This is a genomic window from Allobosea sp. P1_A7, assembly GCF_056406775.1.
In genome coordinates, this window is sequence record NZ_JBFTZN010000105.1 from 1 (window position 1) to 17,445 (window position 17,445).

At 66.3% G+C, this 17,445-nt stretch carries 18 protein-coding genes and 1 pseudogene; 12 read left to right on the forward strand and 7 right to left on the reverse strand.

Translation table 11 applies throughout. The features are described 5' to 3' along the window. The 5 genes and pseudogenes from AC1D34_RS18935 to AC1D34_RS18955 all read left to right on the forward strand — a co-directional run. A pseudogene (locus AC1D34_RS18935) lies at positions 1 to 282 on the forward strand (3-oxoacyl-ACP reductase); the annotation flags it as partial. Between the two features lie 97 nt (positions 283 to 379). Beyond that, positions 380 to 1,054: a cation efflux transmembrane domain-containing protein gene (locus AC1D34_RS18940; protein WP_476825015.1), complete on the forward strand. Its 675-nt coding sequence runs from the start codon at positions 380 to 382 to the stop codon at positions 1,052 to 1,054. Positions 1,055 to 1,215: 161 nt separating this feature from the next. Continuing rightward, complete coding sequence (locus tag AC1D34_RS18945) at positions 1,216 to 2,151, forward strand: sulfurtransferase (protein ID WP_441493250.1); 936 nt, start codon at positions 1,216 to 1,218, stop codon at positions 2,149 to 2,151. A gap of 40 nt (positions 2,152 to 2,191) precedes the next feature. Continuing rightward, positions 2,192 to 3,442 carry a YeeE/YedE family protein gene (locus tag AC1D34_RS18950; protein ID WP_476825016.1) on the forward strand — a complete coding sequence of 417 codons (1,251 nt, stop codon included), beginning with the start codon at positions 2,192 to 2,194 and terminating at the stop codon, positions 3,440 to 3,442. A gap of 199 nt (positions 3,443 to 3,641) precedes the next feature. Continuing rightward, positions 3,642 to 5,624 (forward strand): acetyl/propionyl/methylcrotonyl-CoA carboxylase subunit alpha, encoded by a 1,983-nt coding sequence (locus AC1D34_RS18955; RefSeq protein WP_476825017.1) that lies wholly within the window; start codon positions 3,642 to 3,644, stop codon positions 5,622 to 5,624. Between the two features lie 46 nt (positions 5,625 to 5,670). Here the strand turns inward: AC1D34_RS18955 and AC1D34_RS18960 are convergent, their stop codons facing one another. Continuing rightward, positions 5,671 to 6,252, reverse strand: coding sequence for a helix-turn-helix domain-containing protein (locus AC1D34_RS18960; protein ID WP_476825018.1), 582 nt, complete (start codon positions 6,250 to 6,252; stop codon positions 5,671 to 5,673). A gap of 100 nt (positions 6,253 to 6,352) precedes the next feature. On the opposite strand from AC1D34_RS18960, the gene AC1D34_RS18965 reads away from it, so the two are divergent. Beyond that, entirely contained in the window at positions 6,353 to 7,375 is a 1,023-nt protein-coding gene (locus AC1D34_RS18965) for a threonine ammonia-lyase (RefSeq protein ID WP_476825019.1), read from the forward strand. A gap of 3 nt (positions 7,376 to 7,378) precedes the next feature. Here AC1D34_RS18965 and AC1D34_RS18970 read toward each other — a convergent pair whose 3' ends face one another. Beyond that, complete coding sequence (locus AC1D34_RS18970) at positions 7,379 to 8,218, reverse strand: aminoglycoside phosphotransferase family protein (RefSeq protein ID WP_476825020.1); 840 nt, start codon at positions 8,216 to 8,218, stop codon at positions 7,379 to 7,381. A 6-nt stretch (positions 8,219 to 8,224) separates the two neighbouring features. Then, positions 8,225 to 9,007 (reverse strand): SDR family NAD(P)-dependent oxidoreductase, encoded by a 783-nt coding sequence (locus tag AC1D34_RS18975; protein ID WP_476825021.1) that lies wholly within the window; start codon positions 9,005 to 9,007, stop codon positions 8,225 to 8,227. 167 nt (positions 9,008 to 9,174) lie between these two features. Between AC1D34_RS18975 and AC1D34_RS18980 the strand changes: the two genes are divergently transcribed. Next, the gene (locus AC1D34_RS18980; protein WP_113519247.1) at positions 9,175 to 9,612 is read left to right on the forward strand and encodes a DUF1489 family protein; all 438 of its coding nucleotides are present in this window, start codon (positions 9,175 to 9,177) and stop codon (positions 9,610 to 9,612) included. A 66-nt stretch (positions 9,613 to 9,678) separates the two neighbouring features. On the opposite strand, the gene panC is transcribed toward AC1D34_RS18980, so the two are convergent. Further along, positions 9,679 to 10,527: a pantoate--beta-alanine ligase gene (gene panC / locus AC1D34_RS18985; RefSeq protein WP_476825022.1), complete on the reverse strand. Its 849-nt coding sequence runs from the start codon at positions 10,525 to 10,527 to the stop codon at positions 9,679 to 9,681. A gap of 102 nt (positions 10,528 to 10,629) precedes the next feature. Here panC and AC1D34_RS18990 point away from each other — a divergent pair, with 102 nt between their 5' ends. Beyond that, positions 10,630 to 11,382 carry a VWA domain-containing protein gene (locus tag AC1D34_RS18990; RefSeq protein WP_476825023.1) on the forward strand — a complete coding sequence of 251 codons (753 nt, stop codon included), beginning with the start codon at positions 10,630 to 10,632 and terminating at the stop codon, positions 11,380 to 11,382. After that, positions 11,379 to 12,092, forward strand: coding sequence for a J domain-containing protein (locus tag AC1D34_RS18995; protein WP_476825024.1), 714 nt, complete (start codon positions 11,379 to 11,381; stop codon positions 12,090 to 12,092). The genes AC1D34_RS18990 and AC1D34_RS18995 overlap by 4 nt, the downstream gene beginning before the upstream one ends. 45 nt (positions 12,093 to 12,137) lie before the next feature. Here the strand turns inward: AC1D34_RS18995 and AC1D34_RS19000 are convergent, their stop codons facing one another. After that, positions 12,138 to 13,829, reverse strand: coding sequence for an SPOR domain-containing protein (locus AC1D34_RS19000; protein WP_069880212.1), 1,692 nt, complete (start codon positions 13,827 to 13,829; stop codon positions 12,138 to 12,140). 331 nt (positions 13,830 to 14,160) lie between these two features. Between AC1D34_RS19000 and AC1D34_RS19005 the strand changes: the two genes are divergently transcribed. Beyond that, positions 14,161 to 14,502, forward strand: coding sequence for a phasin family protein (locus AC1D34_RS19005; protein WP_069880213.1), 342 nt, complete (start codon positions 14,161 to 14,163; stop codon positions 14,500 to 14,502). A 234-nt stretch (positions 14,503 to 14,736) separates the two neighbouring features. Here AC1D34_RS19005 and AC1D34_RS19010 read toward each other — a convergent pair whose 3' ends face one another. Further along, positions 14,737 to 15,210 carry a GNAT family N-acetyltransferase gene (locus AC1D34_RS19010; protein ID WP_476825025.1) on the reverse strand — a complete coding sequence of 158 codons (474 nt, stop codon included), beginning with the start codon at positions 15,208 to 15,210 and terminating at the stop codon, positions 14,737 to 14,739. 129 nt (positions 15,211 to 15,339) lie between these two features. On the opposite strand from AC1D34_RS19010, the gene AC1D34_RS19015 reads away from it, so the two are divergent. Both AC1D34_RS19015 and AC1D34_RS19020 read left to right on the forward strand, forming a co-directional pair. Continuing rightward, positions 15,340 to 15,993, forward strand: coding sequence for a GNAT family N-acetyltransferase (locus AC1D34_RS19015; protein ID WP_476825026.1), 654 nt, complete (start codon positions 15,340 to 15,342; stop codon positions 15,991 to 15,993). 148 nt (positions 15,994 to 16,141) lie between these two features. Further along, entirely contained in the window at positions 16,142 to 16,915 is a 774-nt protein-coding gene (locus tag AC1D34_RS19020) for an LssY C-terminal domain-containing protein (RefSeq protein ID WP_476825027.1), read from the forward strand. 108 nt (positions 16,916 to 17,023) lie between these two features. Here AC1D34_RS19020 and AC1D34_RS19025 read toward each other — a convergent pair. After that, positions 17,024 to 17,445, reverse strand: a 422-nt coding sequence (locus AC1D34_RS19025; RefSeq protein ID WP_476825028.1) for an autotransporter outer membrane beta-barrel domain-containing protein, incomplete at its 5' end; no start/stop codon positions are given.

Here is a 17,445-nt window from a genome sequence, read left to right on the forward strand (position 1 = left end):
ACCAAGCACGCGATCAGCGGCCTGACCAAGACCGCATCGCTCGACGGCCGCAAATACGACATCGCGGTCGGCCAGGTCGATATCGGCAATGCACTGACCGAGATGGCGCAGAAGATGACGACCGGCGTGCCGCAGGCCGACGGCTCGATCAAGGTTGAGGCGGTGATGGACGTGGCGCATGTCGCCTCCACGGTTCTGCACATGGCGAGCCTGCCGATCGAGGCCAATGTGCTGTTCGTCACCGTGATGGCGACCAAGGCGCCGCTGGTGGGGCGCGGCTGATCTCTCGGCGTCACGGCTGGGCCTGTCCCGGTCATGACGCCTTGCGTCGCCAGCTCGTTGCAGGACAGTGGGATGCCGGCCTTGAGGAGYGCCTTGCATGTCCGCGTTCGAGACGAACACGCCGTTTGAAGACATGGATGGTCGGGGCGAGCCCGGCCATGACGGCAAGGCGCAGGCGCGCATGGCCCGCGCCTATCGCCTGACCATCTGGGGCATCGCGCTCGGCATTTTCCTGTTCGCCGCCCATGTCGTGCTCTGGGCGCACGGCATCGGCAACGCCCAACTGCTCAAGGACGGCGTCGACTGGGTCTACGACGTCCTGCTCTACGGCATCGCCGCGCTGGTCTTCGGCCGTGACGAGCCGGCCGAGCGCTGGGCCGCGCTCGGTATCGGGGCCGTCATGGCGATCGCCGGTATCCACACGCTCTACGACCTCTGGGACAAGATCGTCAGCCCGAGGCCGATCGAGATCTGGACGCTCGGCTTCTCCGCGGCGAGCGCGATCGTCATCGCCATCCTGATCGTCGCCCTGCTCTGGCGCTTCCGCCGCGAGACTAATCCGGTGATCAAGGCGACCTGGCTCTCCAGCCGCAACGACGTGATCTCGACCACCGGCTTTGCGCTGCTTGGTCTCGTCGCCCGCGTCGCCCCGGTGCGCTGGCCGGAATATCTGTTCGACCTCATCGTGGCCGGCATCTGCTTCCAGGCGACCTGGGCGATCTGGAAGGCTGCCCGGGCGCCGCAGGACAAAACCCTCCCAGCGGAAGCCTGACACGGGCCTTTCGGAAGGATCTTCCCCTACGGCAGACACCGGGGGACGGTTCTTGTCCGCACCCGGCAAACAAAAAAATCCTGTTCGGCTGTTCCTGCGCGGCCCTGGCGGCGACGATCTCCCTCCTGATTTCTCGATCAAATGGACGGAGTTGAGGCGATATGGCTGGGAAGACGCGACTGGGATGGGTGCTCGGTTCGGTGCTGGGGGGGCTCGCATCGATCGGCGCTGCCTGGGCGAATGGCGGTCCGCTGGTGACGACCGAATGGCTCGAGCAGAACCTCGCGAATCCGACGCTTCGCATCGTCGAGGTCAGCGTCGAGCCTGGGCTTTATGAACGCGGCCATATCCCGGGGGCGCAGAACGTCGTCTGGCACACCGATCTGGTCGAGACCGTGTCGCGGGATATCGCGACGCCTGAGAAATTCCAGGCGCTGGCCCGCAAGCTCGGCCTCGACAAGGATACGACGGTCGTTCTCTACGGCGACAGCAACAACTGGTTCGCCGCCTGGGGCGCCTGGGTGTTCGACATCTACGGCCTGCGCGACAACGTGAAGCTGCTCGATGGTGGCCGCAAGAAATGGGAGCTGGAGAAGCGCCCGGTCGCGACCAGTCCGGCACCGGTCAAGGCGTCGGGCTTCACCGTCTCCCAACCCAACCGCACGCTGCGCGCGCGGCTGACGGATGTCGTGAATGTCGTCGAAAGGAAGTCGGATGCCCGCATCCTCGACATCCGCTCGCCCGACGAGTTCTCGGGCAAGATCATCGCACCGGCTGGGTTCCAGGAACTGGCGCTCCGCGCCGGCCATATCCCAGGCTCCGTCAACCTGCCCTGGGCACGCGCAGTAAACCAGGCTGATGGCACGATCAAGCCGGTCGAGGAGCTGAGGAAGCTCTATGCCGAGATCGGCATCGACGGCTCGAAGCCGATCATCACGACCTGCCGGATCGGCGAGCGATCGAGCCATAGCTGGTTCATCCTGTCGCGCCTACTTGGCTACCAGGTCGCCAATTATGACGGTTCTTGGACTGAGTACGGCAATGTCGTCGGCCTGCCGATCAATAACCCGGCGGGCACGGTCTGGAGCGGCAAGTGAGCGCCAGGCTGGCGAGTCTGCCCGGGCAGCATCCATGAGCATGTCCGACGACACTGGCGCGCTCGATTATCAGCGGGCGCGCGAAGCCGCCTCGGGCGGGATTGCTGCCGATGAGCTGCAGTTCCCGCCTGCGCGCTTCGTGGCCGCGACGGCCGTCGTCCTGGTGCTCGCCGGGGCGATCCAGCTCGTCGGAACCCATGGCGACCCGGCACCGCAACTGCAGCTCTCGCTGATCCTCGGCGCGGTCTTCGGTTTCGTGCTGCAGCGCTCCCGCTTCTGCTTCCTCTGCATCTGGCGGGACTGGCTCGACCGGCGCGACCCCCGCGGTCTGCTCGGTATCCTGACTGCGCTTGCGGTCGGCATCGTCGGCTATACCCTGATCTTCGGAGCCTGGCTGCCCGACCCGTCGGGGGCACGGCTGCCGCCGACGGCCCATATCGGTCCGGTCGGTCCTGTGCTGGTTCTGGCGGGCCTGGCTTTCGGCGCCGGCACGGCGATCTCCGGCTCCTGCATCAGTGCCCATTGGTACAGACTGGGCGAAGGCTCGCCGACCGCGCCCTTCGCGCTGATCGGGGCCGGGCTTGGCTTCGGGCTCGGTTTCCTGAGCTGGAACGAACTCTACCTGCTCAGCATCTCGGAATCCGCGGTGCTCTGGCTGCCGCGCCATCTCGGCTATGCCGGCGCGCTGCTCGGTGGCCTTGGCGCGCTGGCCGCACTGGCGCTCGTGCTGTTGCGGGTAGGGCAGCCGATCGGCGGGACCGAAGCGGAGTCACAAGCCCCTTTGCATCAGGTCTTCGTCGCGCGCTGGCCGTCCTGGCTCGGCGGTCTCTTCGTCGGCCTCGTCGGCATAGCAGCCTATCTGCGGCTGAGCCCGCTCGGCGTCACGGCCGAACTCGGCTCGCGCTCACGGCAGGTGGCGAACGCTTTCGACCTGCTGCCGGAGCGGCTGGAAGGCCTCGACAGCTTTCGCGGCTGCGCCACGGTGATCCGTGACGCCTTGCTGACGCCGAACGGTCTGTTCGTCATCGGCCTTGTGCTGGCGTCCTTCTGCGCTGCGCTCGCTTCGGGCGAGTTCAGGCCGAGCCTGCCGCGTCCGCCACAGATCCTGCGTGGGATTCTGGGTGGCGTGCTCCTCGGTTGGGGAACACTGGTCGGGCTTGGCTGCACGGTCGGCACGCTGCTCTCGGGCGTATCGGCAGGCGCAGTCTCCGGCTGGATCTTTGGTGTGGCGCTGCTGGTCGGAGCTACGGTCACGCTGAAACTCGGCCGCCGACTCGGAGTGCTGAGTTAGGCGGGTCTTCCCTTGGAGCGCAACGAAGCCATCGAAAGGGCTGCTCTGTTGCCTCGCGATCGGTCAGTCGGCTGCGCCTCCTCCCAAAGCGGGGAGGAGGCGTAAGCGCGACGAGCCGCGCATCCGCAGATGCGCAATGGCGCGCAGACATCGCCGTGCGGATTGCTATAACGGGGCAGACGTTCAAAGGACGCGGCCCATGACGATCGCCGAGAAACTGCCTTCCATCCTGATCGCCAATCGCGGCGAGATCGCTTGCCGCGTCATCCGGACAGCCAGGCGCCTGGGCCTGCGCACCATCGCGGTCCATTCCGACGCCGATGAGGATGCGCTCTTCGTAGAGATGGCGGACGAGGCCTATCGGATCGGTCCTGCGCCGGCCCGCGAAAGCTATCTCGACGCCGAGAAGATCCTGGCCGTTGCCAGGCAGGCGAATGCTGCCTGCATCCATCCGGGCTACGGCTTCCTCTCCGAGAATGCCGATTTCGCCGATGCCTGCACCGCTGCCGGCATCGTCTTCGTCGGTCCGCCGGCCTCGGCCATTCGCGCCATGGGCTTGAAGGATGCAGCCAAGGCGCTGGTCGAGAAGGCGAAGGTGCCGGTGGTCCCGGGCTATCACGGCGCCGAACAGGATGTCGGCTTCCTCGCGGGGCAAGCCGAAGTGATCGGCTATCCCGTGCTGATCAAGGCGGTCGCGGGTGGCGGCGGCAAAGGCATGAAAAAGGTCGATCGGCCAGAGGATTTCGCCGACGCGCTCTCCAGCGCCCAGCGTGAAGGCAAGAGCGCCTTCGGCGATGCCCGCGTGCTGGTGGAGAAATACGTGCTCTCGCCGCGCCATGTCGAAATTCAGGTCTTTGGCGACAGTCATGGCAATGTCGTCCACCTCTACGAACGCGATTGCTCACTGCAGCGCCGGCACCAGAAGGTGATCGAGGAGGCCCCGGCTCCGGGCATGAGCGCCGAGGTCCGGGCGGCGATGGGCAAGGCAGCCACCGAGGCGGCGCGCGCTGTCGGTTATGTCGGCGCCGGCACGGTCGAGTTCATTGCGGATGGGCGGGAAGGCCTGAGGGCCGACCGCTTCTATTTCATGGAAATGAATACGCGCCTGCAGGTCGAGCACCCGGTCACGGAGGCGATCACGGGGCTCGATCTGGTCGAGCTCCAGCTCAAGGTGGCGGCCGGCGAGCCGCTCGGCTTCACCCAGTCCGATGTGCAGGCGAATGGGCATGCCGTCGAAGCGCGGCTCTATGCCGAGGATCCCGAAAAGGGGTTCCTGCCGTCGACCGGCAAGCTCTGGGCGCTGCAGTTCCCCGAGGGGGAAGGCATCCGCATCGATACGGGCGTCGAGGCCGGCGACACGGTGACGCCGTTCTACGATCCGATGATTGCCAAGGTCATCGCCCATGGCGCCGATCGCAATGAGGCGCTCGACCGACTGGCGCAGGCGCTGGGCGAAACGATCGTCGCCGGGCCGCGCACCAACCTTGCCTTCCTCAAGCATCTCGCGGAGGCCGAGGGCTTCCGGCAGGGGCCATTCGATACCGGTTTCATCGATCGTAATCTCGATGCGCTGGGTGCCGTGCCGCAGCCGCTTGATGCCGCGGCGGTGGCTGCTGCCGCGCTGCAGCTCGAGGAGCAGCGCCAGGAGGCCGGCCTCGTTGCAGCGGCGGCGCATGAGGGCGGGGCGCTTTCGCCCTGGGTCGTTCCCGATGCCTTCTCGCTGATGCCGCGCCAGCCGCTTGGCCTGCCGCTCTCAGTCGACGGCGAACGGATCGATGCCCGGATCGAGTGGCATGAAGACGGTGCGCGCGTCAGCCTGCCTGGCCATGAGATCGATGAGGGCGAGCACGAGATCACGCTGGCGCAGGCCGAGCGTGGCGTCTGGTTCGCGCTGCATCGCGGGCGGCAGACGACGGTTTCGCTCTACGATCCGTTTGCGGTCGATCTCGACGCCGCCGCGGGGTCTGGGGGCGTCATCAAGGCGCCGATGCATGGCAAGCTGATCGCGCTCTTCGTCCAGCCCGGCGAGCTGGTCACCAAGGGCCAGCGGCTCGCGATCGTCGAGGCGATGAAGATGGAGCATGTGCTGACGGCTCCGCGCGACGGCACCGTGACCGAAGTTGCCGGTCAGCCGGGGGCACAGGTGGCCGAGGGCGCGAAGGTGGTGGTGCTGGGGGAGTGAGCAGGCCGTAGCGCCAGGAGAGGCCCGGGCTGCACTGCCGAGGAAGTCACGGCTTGAGGCGCGGCGCAAACCGGTAGTGGATCAGGTCCATGACCACGGCTTCTTGGCCCGTCCGGTTTCGATAGCCGTGGCGACGATCGGCGGGGAACCGCAGCGACTGCCCCTGCTTGAGCTGCCGCCACTCCTCCTCCACCAGCAATTCGACCATGCCGTGCATGACGGTGACATGCTCTACGACTCCGATGTCGTGGGGCTCCGATATGCTCTCGAAGGTCGGAGCGAAGGTGAGCTCGTAGAGCTCGAAGCCAAATCGCGCCTCATAAGGGAACAGCAGCGCCCGCTGCATTCCTTCCTGCGAGGGTCGCACGCGCAACTCACTGACATCCCGAAAAAGCAGGACACCGTCGTCGCCGCGATCAGCCTCCAGCAGGGCGGTCATGGGCACTCCCAGGCCGGTGGCGATCTTCCAAAGCGTCGCAACGGTCGGCGTAGATTCGCCGCGCTCGATCTGGCCCAGCATCGCCTTGCTGACACCGGTGCGCGCCGCCGTCTGATCGAGGCTCCAGCCGAGATCGCTCCTGATCGATTTGAGCAGCTTCGGCGTATCGACGGGGCCAACAGGCTTCATTGAGGGCGGTCTCCGTTCTGTGCGTTATTGCGCACAAATTGTTTGTGCGCTAAAGCGCACGCATCCGCACCGTCGTACCATTCTGCTCGAGGGTTGTCCCATGCAGCCTGTCAGTGAAACAACCTCGCAGGACCGTAGTGTCACGCAGCCGCGCACTAGGCTCGATCTCGATCGCATCCGGCAAGCGAAACGAGAGATTTCACCGGTGTTTCGCGACACGCCGCAGTTCCTCGCCCCGACACTCGGCGCATTGCTGGACTGTGAACTCGTCATCAAGCTCGAGACCGCGAATCCGATCGGGTGCTTCAAAGGGCGCGGGACCGAGGTCGCGATGTCACGGCTCGCCAGAAGCTCCGGTCCCAGGGCTGCGGTCTGCGCCAGTGCCGGCAATCTCGGGCAAGCGCTCGCTCATAGCGGCAGGACACGCGGCATTGCCGTCACGGTGATTGCGGGCAAAGGCGCCAATGCAGCGAAGATCGAGCGCATCCGCCGGTTGGGCGGGATCGTCGAACTGGTCGAGGGCGACATCGAGAATGCCCGTGAGCATGCGCGGGAGATCGCGGCTCGCGGCGAGGCTTTCCTCATCGAGGATAGCGAGAAATTCGACACCTGCGAGGGCGCGGGTACGATCGGCCTCGAACTCGTCGAGGGGCTCGATCGCATCGATACAGTGTTGCTTGCGCTTGGTGGCGGCGCACTCGCCACAGGCGTGGGGCATATCTTCAAGACCTTGTCGCCGGCGACGGACATCGTCTGCGTCCAGCCGAAAGGCGCGCCGGCCCTGGCAATGTCCTGGCGAGCCCGATCGGTCGTGACCACCGCGAACACCAACACCATCGCCGATGGTGTCGCCGGGCGATTTCCGATCGCCGTCGTCCTCGACGACCTGATCTCCGTCGCAGACCATGTTCCGCTCGTGGAGGAGGCGAGCCTCATCGAGGGCATGCGCATGCTCTACCGGCACGCTGCCCTCGTTACCGAACCTTCCGCCGCACTCGGCATCGCGGCAATGCTCGAAGACCCGGAGCGCTATCGCGACAAGCGTGTGGCCACGGTGATCTGCGGGTCGAACGTCTTGCCCGATACGTTCAGCGCGTGGATGCAAGCGCAGAAGCGAGCGTGATGGTCAGAGTGTGTCCAAGGCGATGATCACCCGCTCCGCGACGGCAAGATTGATCTCTGCAAGCGGGTCGTCGTCGCCGAGGAACCAGGCGGCCGACAATCCGCACCAGGCCAGGAGCCAGCTCAGCAGGCGGCGGCGTTCCAGCCCCGATTTCTCCAGAACGATCTCCAGCCGACGCTCGAAACGCCCCGGGACGATGGCGACAGGTGGATCGGGGTCCGAGAGATCGGGATCGCAGAACAGGATCGTGTACTCGAAGGCGCGGTCGCCGAGCACACATTTCGGGTCGATGGCGAGCCAGCCGCGCGACTCGAAATCGAGCACGTTGTCGTGGTGGAGATCGGCATGCAGCGGCACGATCTCGCGCTGCGCCGGGAGCAATTCGGTCGCCGCCGCAGCAGAGCGCGCCAGGATGCCACCCCGCTGCGCCGCCATCGGAAACAGGTCCGCAAACCAGGTTTCGAGCGGAATGAGGCCGGCCGGTGCCCGGCCGCGCGGTTTGTGCAATCCCGCGATCGCTTCGCACAGGATCGCCGTCGCCTCGTCGTCGGCAGCGGCGCTGTTGCGAGCCATGGCCGAAAGCGAACGTTGGCCGGTCGCGCGTTCGAGCAGCATGGCGTCGCCGGTCGGGCTGCGGGCGAGCAGCCGTGCCGCCCCCTCGCCAGCCCAGTATTCCAGCGGCAAATAACCGAGGCGCTCGTCGGGCGCCTCCGGCAGCTTCAGCATGGCGGGCGCGCCATGGTGCCTGACCGGGAGAAGGTGGCTGCTATGGGTGACGATCGGCACGCCGTCGGGCACCAGGCCCCAGCGTGCGAGATGGGGCGCGTAGTCATAGTCTGGCATGCTGCCTCAGGTCGTCTGCGTGCGGTTGCGGCCGATCAGGGGATATTGCTCGACCTCGTAGATCTGGCCGGAGACCGGTGCGCTATCGTCGGAGAGCCAGAACGCTGTGTGGGCGGCGATCTCGTCGGGCTGCATGATCCGGCCCGTCGGGGCGAAGATCGGCGAAACATGGTTCTGCCAGCCCGGCTCGCGCCCCTCGCGCTGCTGGGTCGCGTCCTCGTTCGCCGTAAAGGTCCAGCCGACATTCAGCGCGTTGACCCGGATGCGTTCCCGCCCGAGCGCATCGGCGAGATTACGCGTCATCGTCGTCAATGCGCCCTTCGACATGGAATAGACCGTCAGGTCGCTCTGGCCGCAGAGCGCGTTGATCGAACCGACTGTGACGATGGCGCCCCCGGATTTCTGCAGGCGGAAGGCGGCGATCGCCGCTTCGGCGCACAGAAGCGGGGCGCGGGTATTGATCGCGAAGACATGGTCGAAGAAGGCGGCCGTGGTCTCGCCGATGACGCCGCGTGGATAGATGCCGGCATTGTTGACCAGCCCGTCGATGCGGCCAAAGGCCCTGACGGTGGCGTCGACGAGCACCTGGGCGGTGGCGGGCTCGGCGAGGTCGCCAGCCGCGCCTTGCGTGGAGGCTCCGAGCTTGGCGCAGGCGGCAGCCACATGTGCGTCGTCCTGGCCATGAACCAGGACTTTGGCGCCTTCGGCGACGAGACGTTCCGCCATCGCATAGCCGATGCCCGATGTGCTTCCGGTGACGAGAATGGCCTTGCCGGCAAGTCCGCGCATGTTCTGGGTCTCCTTCTCCCGGTACTGAGGTATCGCGTCTCTCGGCTGTCGTCATCCCGGGGCAGCGCAAGTAGAGCCCGGAGACGGCTGAGAGCGGGCGATCCAGCCTCTGTGGAGAAACTCCGGCAACGCTGGCCCGGTTCGCCAGCGAGGATTAATATGCAGCCATGGCCTTGCACATGCTCAAACTCTGCGTCGGTGCCGAATCCATTCGCGATCTCGAGGAATGGGTCGAGGAGCAGATGGCGTTGATGCGCCGGCTCGGCCGCCGGGAGGAGCAGACCCATACCACCCGCATGGTACCCAAGCGCATCGAGGAGATCGTCGATGGCGGCTCGCTCTACTGGGTGATCAAGGGGCAGATCTCGGCGCGCCAGCGACTGACGGATATCCGGCCTTTCACCGATGGTGAGGGGATCGGGCGCTGCCATCTGGTGATGGAGCCGGTGGTGATCCCGGTCGAGCCGCGGCCGTTCCGTCCCTTCCAGGGCTGGCGCTATCTGCAGCCCAAGGACGCTCCGCGTGACATCGGCCAGCACGGCGGCGACCTCGCCGAGATGCCCGAAGAGATGCGGCGCGAACTGGCTGGGTTGGGACTGCTCTAGGCTGGGGTTCTCCCGCGGAGCGGCCGGCTGCGCTCCAAAGGGCTGATCGGGGTCCGGGTTAGCCCGTCACACGGAAATGTTGTCGATCAGCCTCGTTCCGCCGAGGCGCGCCGCCACCAGCAGCCTGATCGGGCCGTCGGCCAGGCCGGTGACCGGTGCCAGCGTCTCGGCGTGGCGGGCCTCGAGATAGTCGAGCTCGAACCCGGCGGTGATGATCTCGCTTTGCGCTTGGCCGACCGCCTGGAAGAGCGGGTCCTCGTTGCGGATGCGCATGGCAAGGTTTTGCATGACACGGTGGAGCACGGGCGCCAGCGCGCGTTCCTCAGGCGAGAGGTAGCGGTTGCGTGAGGACATCGCGAGGCCATCCGGCTCGCGATGGGTCGGCGCGGGGATGATCGCGATGCCGAGATCGAGATCCGCCGCCATTCGCGTCACCACCTTGAGCTGCTGGTAGTCCTTCTCGCCGAAGACGGCGCAATCAGCCCGGCTCTGGGTGAACAGCTTGCAGCAAATCGTTGCGACACCCTCGAAATGCGTCGGGCGGAAGCGATCGTCGAGGCCGACGGCGGCCGGGCCGAGCAGCAGCACGCGGCTGGCGAAGCCCGCCGGGTACATCTCCTCGACCGAGGGGAAGAAGATCGCGTCCGCCTGCGCCGCTTCCAGCAGGCTGCGGTCGGTGTCGAATGTGCGGGGATATTTCTTGAAGTCTTCGTGCGGGGCGAACTGGGTCGGATTGACGAAGATCGAGACGACAACGCGGCGCGCATGCTGCTGCGCCAGCTTCACCAGCGCGATATGGCCCTCGTGCAGGGCGCCCATGGTCGGCACCAAGGCGACCCTTTCGCCCGCTGCGTGCCAGCCCGCCACCGCCCGGCGCAGGTCCCGGACCGTCTCCACCACCGCCACCTGCGTCATCGGTTCTCTCTCCATCGGCCGGAGACGGGTAGCAAATGCCGGAGCGATGGCCAATATCAGGTTTGGATTCGAGTTTGGCAGCGTGATGCGCCCGGGACCCTGATGACGCGAGAGACCGACAAGGCTGTAGGCAAGGCGGCGGGCGTTTCGCCCAATGCGCCACAGGCCGGCCATTCCGCGCCGGGCGAGATCGACAGGTTCCTCGGCGCCGCCAAGCAGCTCGCACCGCTTGCGGCCGGGCAGGCCGGTCGGCTCGTCTTCGCGCTCGACGCCACGATGAGCCGTCAGCCGACCYGGGACCTGGCCTGCTCCCTGCAGGCAAGAATGTTCGAGGTCGCGGCCGGCTCCGGCGGGCTCGCCGTGCAACTCGTCTATTTCCGCGGCTTTGCCGAATGCCGCGCCTCGGGCTGGATCGGCGAACCGCGCCGCCTGACCGGGCTGATGACGCAAATTGCCTGCGAAGGCGGGCAGACCCAGATCTCGCGCGTGCTCAGGCACGTCCGCGACGAGGCCAGGGCAGTGCCTGTGCGCGCCTTCGTCTTCGTCGGTGATGCGATGGAGGAGGATGTCGACACGCTTGCCACCCTTGCCGGCGAACTCGGCCTGCGCGGCATTCGCGGCTTCATGTTCCAGGAGGGGGGCGATCCTGCGACAAGCGCTGCCTTCGCCTCGATCGCGCGGCTGACCGGTGGCGCCTATGCGCGTTTCGACGCGACTGCGCCGGGCTCGCTGCTCGATCTGCTGCGCGGCGCTGCGGCCTATGCCAGCGGAGGACGCGAGGCGATGCTGAAGCTTGCCGGTGCGAGCCCCGCCGTGAAGGGCCTGCTCGCTGCCATGGATGGAGGCCGTCGGTGACGCTGCTCTACGGCATCGCCGTCGTGATCCTGCTCTGGTGGGTTTCGAAGCTCTTCACCGGGGCCAATCCGCAACTGCTGGCGAAGGCGCTGAAGACGCTGGGTGGCGTTCTCTCGCTTGGCGTGGCGGCTCTCATGATGCTGCGAGGCYGGCTCGACATGGCGATCTTCGTCGGCGGTATCGGAGCCTGGCTGCTCGGCTGGAGTGCCTATGGGCCCGGCGGAATGCGCTTTCCCTGGAGCGGCGGGGCCCGGGAGACACCGGGCGCGCGCTCGCGTGTCTCGTCGACATTGCTGGAGATGGAACTCGACCATGACAGCGGCGGCATGACCGGTAAGGTCAAGGCCGGCGCTTTCGCCGGCCGCGATCTCGATGCGCTGAGCCTCGACGAGATCGCCCGTCTGATGCGGGACTGCCTGGCGGGAGACCCGGAGGGAGCGCGGCTGCTAGAGGCTTATCTCGACCGCCGGACGCCCGGCTGGCGTGAACACGCTGATGGTCACCGCGACGCGGGGCAGGGCGGCGCGACGCGCCCGGGCGCGATGACGCAACAGGAGGCCTACGAGATCCTGGGGCTTCAGCCTGGGGCGGGCGAGGAGGCGGTCCGCGAGGCCCATCGAGCCCTGATGAAGCGGATCCACCCGGACGCCGGAGGCACCAGCGGGCTTGCTGCTCGCGTCAATCAGGCMAAGGATGCTCTGCTGAAGTGAGATTCCGGGCTGGAACGACATGGCTGAGGTCCTTTCCCAGTTCGTTCAGCCGCGGATCGCGAAGCAGGAGAAGCCGTCGCGCTTGAGCTTGGCGCAGGCGTTCTGAGCGTCCTTCGGATCCTCGAAGCCGGCGAAGCGGGCGCGGAAGAGCGTGGTGCCGCCCTTCTCGACCTTCTCGGTGAAGGGGGATGCCTCGGCGAGCGGGCCTGCGGCCTTGGCGCGGGCCTTGGCCAGGATATCCTTGGCCTTGGCTTCGTCATCAGTCGCGCCGAGCTGGATCACCCATTTGCCGGATGGGATCGCGGTGGAACCGCTGCGTGCATCGCTCGCCTTGTTGTTGTCCTGGGCCTTGGCGAGCGTCGTGGTGCCGGCTGAGGGAGCCTTGGCCTGGGCGATCGCCGGGGCGACTTCAGGCTGGCGCAGTTCGACCTTGGCGGGCTCGGGAGCCCGGGCGACGGGTTTTTCTTCAGGTTCGGCAACCTTCGCGATCGACGAGGTGACATCGACATTCGCCGGCGGACGCAGGATCTTGCCGTCAACCGGCGGGGCGCCGATTGACCAGCGCATGGCCGAGGGCGTCGTCGTCGCGGTGACCGGACGCATGCCGGAGAGYGGCAGCGGCTGAGCGCCGAGATTGATCGGGCGCGGCGGCGCGATCGGTGTGGTGGTGGTCGCGGCATAGGCGCGGGCAGCCGCCGGGACTTCCGGCTCGCTCTCGACGCGCGGACGCGGCACCGGCCTTGGCGCGGGCTCGCTGGCGGCCGCATGCTGGACGGGAGCCGCGGCAACCTGGGTCGCCTGATGCGGACGCTCCTGCGCCGGCTCGGCCTCGGCGACCATCGGGGCGGACCGCCCGCCGGCCGCGGCGCGCGGCAGATTGGCGGCGACCAGGTCGGCCATGATCTTGTCGCGGCTGGCGCCGGAACGGCCGCCGAGCACGACCGAGACGATCTGGCGACCATCCGACTTGGCCGATGTCATCAGGTTGAAGCCCGAAGCGTTGGTGTAGCCGGTCTTGATGCCGTCCACGCCCTCGACGCGGCCGAGCAGCTTGTTGTGGTTGCGATAGGCACCGCCCGCATAGTTGAACACGCGGGTCGAGAACATCGGGTAATAGCGCGGGAAGCGTTCCTGGATCGCGCGGGCGAGAATGGTGAGGTCGCGCGCCGTCGTCAGGTTCGGCGGATTATGCGGCAGGCCATGCGGATTGTAGAAGCTGGTCCGGCTCATGCCGAGCGAGCGGGCGCGCGCCGTCATCATCCGTGCGAATTCGTCCTCGGAGCCGCCGACATTCTCCGCGACCGCCATGGCGACGTCATTGGCCGATTTGGTGATCAGCGCCATGATCGCGTCGCGCACCTCGATCGTCTCGCCGGGCGCGAAGCCGATCTTGGAAGGCGCCTGACGCGCCGCGTAGGACGAGACCGTCAGCTCGGAGTTCATGTTGAAGCGGCCGCGCTCGAGCTGCTCGAACAGCAGATAGAGCGTCATGACCTTGGTGAGGGAGGCGGGGATGCGCGGGGCATCCTCATTCGCCGCGTGCAGCGTGCGACCGCTCTTCACGTCGACGACCATCGCCGCATAGGGCGGCGTATAGCCACCGCCCACATGGCGCCGCTTCTTGCGTGCGGCCTCGGCAGGGGACGCGGCCACGCTGAGCGCGACGGCGACAACACCGATCAGTCCGACAAGTGCGCGAAGACGCACGCGCCGGGAACCAACGCTACCAGAACTCATGCAACCCGCCTCAACCCAGTACTACTGTTCCCCGGTCTCCGCGGCGTCTGGCGACGTGGCGCGAAGGACACAGTTGGGAAGGTTAGGATGATGGGGTTACGGAGCCGTTAAACGGCGAAAGATCGTGAGCCGATCCCGCTCCCGGATGGGCTCCGGGCGGAACGGCATTACCTAGCGTTTGATGCATTGCAGCGCGGCCTTGACTTTTATGTTGCGCTGCACAATATACAGGAAGTCCCCGGTGGTGAACAGTTTCATCAGGCCTTGGGGCGTGGAAACAGGGCCTACGGGCTCGCCAGCAAGGAGGCAACGCTAAGGCGTTGTGGGAAGAATGATCCAGCAGTTCGAGACGATCCAGAAGGCTTCCAAGGATAACGTTGATGCGGCTCTGAAGGCCTTCGGCGTCACCTCGAAGGGCGTGCAGACCATTGCCGTCGAAGCCACCGACTATGCCAAGAAGTCCTTCGAGGCCGGCACTGCCGCTATCGAGAAGCTGGCCGGCGTCAAGACGCTCGACAAGGCGCTTGAGATCCAGGCCGACTTCATCAAGACCTCGTTCGAGGGCGCCGTTGCCCAGATGACCAAGATGGGCGAGCTCTACAGCGCGCTGGCCAAGGACGCCTACAAGCCGTTCGAAGGCATCGTCGCCAAGGTCACCCCGACCGCTAAGTGATACCGGGCCTGCTGCCGCGCCGCCTCATAGCGGCGCGCTGCGGGCAGATAGCGTTGAGTTTCGGAAAGCCCGGCCATCTGGTCGGGCTTTTTCTTTGCGGAGGCGCGAAAGCTCCCGATCTCGCTGGACGGGACGGGAGCACGCCTGATGGAGTCCCGCTTTGAGTGCAGATCAGGCAGATCGCCTCTGAGCGCGACCAACCTCCGAAGGGGAGAGGGCCTTGGCGCCCGCGCCTTATCGAGAGTGCGAGAGGATGTTCAGGCCCGCGACATTCGCCTCGATCTGTTGCCAGCCCAGGGGAAAGTAGAAGGGCGTGTTGTCAGGCGTTGCGCAGAGATAGACCGTTGGAAAGCCCGCCTCGAAGGCCCTTGCCGCCGCGGCCCGCACCAGTGCCGCTCCTACGCCCCGTCGGCGATGCGCGGGATCGACCCACAGCGCCGCAATCCAGGGGCTGTACCCGGGCCGTTCGTCCATATCGTTGTCGATCAACGACACCGTTCCGAGAAACCGTTCGCCCGCGGCAGCGACAAGCGCAGCCGGGATGATTTCGGGTCCGAGGCTTTGCCGAACGCGGTCGTCGATCTGCTCGAGAAGGTATCCCTCGTCGCGCCACCATGCCTTCCAGATCCGGTCGGACACCGCCTCGCGGAAATGTGGCCGTTCGCTCAGCGCCGTAATCTCGATGGTCTGGTCAGTCGTCGTCATCATCGCACCGGCTTTTCCATGGGGCAGTTCGCAATGGCAAGCCAAAGGCGGTCGCGCTATGGGAGAAGGCGAAGTTACGCTGGCCACGCGGGCGGCCGATCTACGGAACCGGACTGCGGGATGCCTCACGACATGATCGTTACCGGCGCCGGTGCCTGCAACTCCTTCGAGACCGAACGACTCTTGCTTCGTCCGCGTACGCTGGCCGACACCAATGATTGCCTCTTCATGGAYCGTGAGCTGGAGGTCACCCGCTTCGTCAGCGGTCCATGGTCCGACCCATCCGCCCACCGGGAATTCATCGAGAATCGGACGTCCGGCCCGTGGCTGCCAGGAATGGGCTACTGGACGATCGTGCTGCGACAGGAGCCTGCCGTTTTCGTCGGATGGGTGCTCTTGATTCCCGTCGACGCAGTCGGTCCGGACATCGAGATTGGCTGGCGGCTTCGCCAGCGGTTCTGGGGGCAGGGATTGGCCACGGAAGCCGCACGATCCGTTCTGATCCACGCCTTCGAGGTGCTGAAGCTCGCGGAGGTCGTTGCGGAGATCGACCGCGACAATCTCGGTTCCCTGCGGGTTGCGGAGAAAATCGGATTGAAGCAGCGGGGGGCCGCGCCGCATTCAGCAAAGCCCGCTGTCCGGTATTCACTGACCTTCGGCGAAGCTGCAACGGCTTCCTGGCGCCCTCGACCGCCGCGATTGGGGATGGCGGCCGAAGCGAAGAGCCATGTCGGGCTTGTCGTCAAGCATGGCGTAATCGTCGCCGATCCGGTTCGGGCTCCCTGATCCCAGTCAACAATCCCAGCCCGGCTTTCGTATCATTCTTCCCTCCGGGCATGAACCGTCGGATGATGACCTGGAAATCCAGGCCGAGACGATGTCCGGTGCCCCTATGACCGAACCGACGACGGAGAGGCGAAGGAAGCGGCGAGCTGTGAAGCTCCTTGCTGCGACCCTCATTCTCTATCTCGGCGTCAGCTATCTCATTCTGCCCGCGGTCTGGACGCGCATCGAGCGAGAGCCGGAGCTGTCAACACGGACGATGTTGACCGCGAATGCGCAGGGCATCCCGGGCGATCCGATCAATGTCGGCCTGATCGGAACGCGTGACGATGTCGTGCGTGCGTTTCATGCGGCCAGTTGGTATCCCGCCGATCCGGTCACCCTGCGGACCAGCCTGGAAATCATCGGGAGCGTCCTGCTCGACAGGCCCTACAAGACCGCGCCGGTCAGCCCTCTCTACTTCGAAGGACGACGCGAGGACCTGGCGTTTGAAAGGCCCGCGGGCGGCAGTGCCGATCGTCGTGAGCATGTGCGGCTCTGGCAGGCGCTTGCAAACGGAACTGATACGCGTCCTGTCTGGCTCGGCTCGGCAACATTTGACAGCGGGGTCACGCTCAGCCGCGACACCGGACAGGTTACACACCGCATTGCCCCCGCTATCGACGAAGAGCGCAACAGGCTGATCGAGGGGCTGAACAGAGCTCGCATGGTGGTCGGCATCGATCAGATGAAGGGCATTGGCCCGACGCTGACCGGCCGCAACGCTGAGGGCGATCCCTATTATTCGGATGGCGAGATTTGGATAGCCCGCCTCGTCACCGCTGGTAGCGAGGCAGCCAAGCCTGCCGAGATCACGGCGCCACCTCCCCTGATACAGCTGAAGGATGCCGCATTCTCTCTGGGGTCTCGCCTCCTTGCTGATTGACGACGCGTCGTGTCGGGAGAGGCGCACCATCCTGTCCCGGCGATGGGCTGCGGTGGTTGCGATGCGGCTGCTCCATACGGGYGCCGCGCATTTCAAAGGTTGCGCCTGTCAGAACCGGACGTCGATCCTGCCCTTGAGGGCATGATCGCGGGCATTCTCGCTGATCGCGGCGCTGTAGCTGACGCCGAGCGTGGTGGTCGCGGTTGCGCGCCAGGCGAGTCCGGCCTCGGCCACCAGGGCGTTGCGGGCAAGCGGGGCGGCGTAAGTCTGAAACGGCGTCGCCGCGCCGAGGAAGGCGAGCGCAGCGACGGGCGTCGTGTCGCCAAAGGCATGGCGCCAACCGAGCATGCCGCGGGCCAGCAGCGGCGTCGCGCCCAACTGCATCTCGGCCCGCAGGCCGAGCGTCGAGAAGCCGAGGCGCTGGTCGCGGCCGAGCACCTGCAGTGCGGTCGGGCCACCTGTCTCGGCGTCGCGGCTGGTGCGGACCGTGACGGCTGCGATCTGCGCGAAGGGCTCGAACGAGACCGGCC

Excerpts from the sequence above, each read along its gene's own strand:
- AC1D34_RS19005 (WP_069880213.1), top strand. The coding sequence starts at position 14,161 with ATGATCCAGCAGTTCGAGACGATCCAGAAGGCTTCCAAGGATAACGTT.
- AC1D34_RS18945 (WP_441493250.1), top strand. The coding sequence starts at position 1,216 with ATGGCTGGGAAGACGCGACTGGGATGGGTGCTCGGTTCGGTGCTGGGG.
- AC1D34_RS18950 (WP_476825016.1), top strand. The coding sequence starts at position 2,192 with ATGTCCGACGACACTGGCGCGCTCGATTATCAGCGGGCGCGCGAAGCC.
- AC1D34_RS18975 (WP_476825021.1), bottom strand. The coding sequence starts at position 9,007 with ATGCGCGGACTTGCCGGCAAGGCCATTCTCGTCACCGGAAGCACATCG.
- AC1D34_RS18980 (WP_113519247.1), top strand. The coding sequence starts at position 9,175 with ATGGCCTTGCACATGCTCAAACTCTGCGTCGGTGCCGAATCCATTCGC.
- panC (WP_476825022.1), bottom strand. The coding sequence starts at position 10,527 with ATGACGCAGGTGGCGGTGGTGGAGACGGTCCGGGACCTGCGCCGGGCG.
- AC1D34_RS18960 (WP_476825018.1), bottom strand. The coding sequence starts at position 6,252 with ATGAAGCCTGTTGGCCCCGTCGATACGCCGAAGCTGCTCAAATCGATC.
- AC1D34_RS18970 (WP_476825020.1), bottom strand. The coding sequence starts at position 8,218 with ATGCCAGACTATGACTACGCGCCCCATCTCGCACGCTGGGGCCTGGTG.
- AC1D34_RS18955 (WP_476825017.1), top strand. The coding sequence starts at position 3,642 with ATGACGATCGCCGAGAAACTGCCTTCCATCCTGATCGCCAATCGCGGC.
- AC1D34_RS18965 (WP_476825019.1), top strand. The coding sequence starts at position 6,353 with ATGCAGCCTGTCAGTGAAACAACCTCGCAGGACCGTAGTGTCACGCAG.
- AC1D34_RS18940 (WP_476825015.1), top strand. The coding sequence starts at position 380 with ATGTCCGCGTTCGAGACGAACACGCCGTTTGAAGACATGGATGGTCGG.
- AC1D34_RS19010 (WP_476825025.1), bottom strand. The coding sequence starts at position 15,210 with ATGATGACGACGACTGACCAGACCATCGAGATTACGGCGCTGAGCGAA.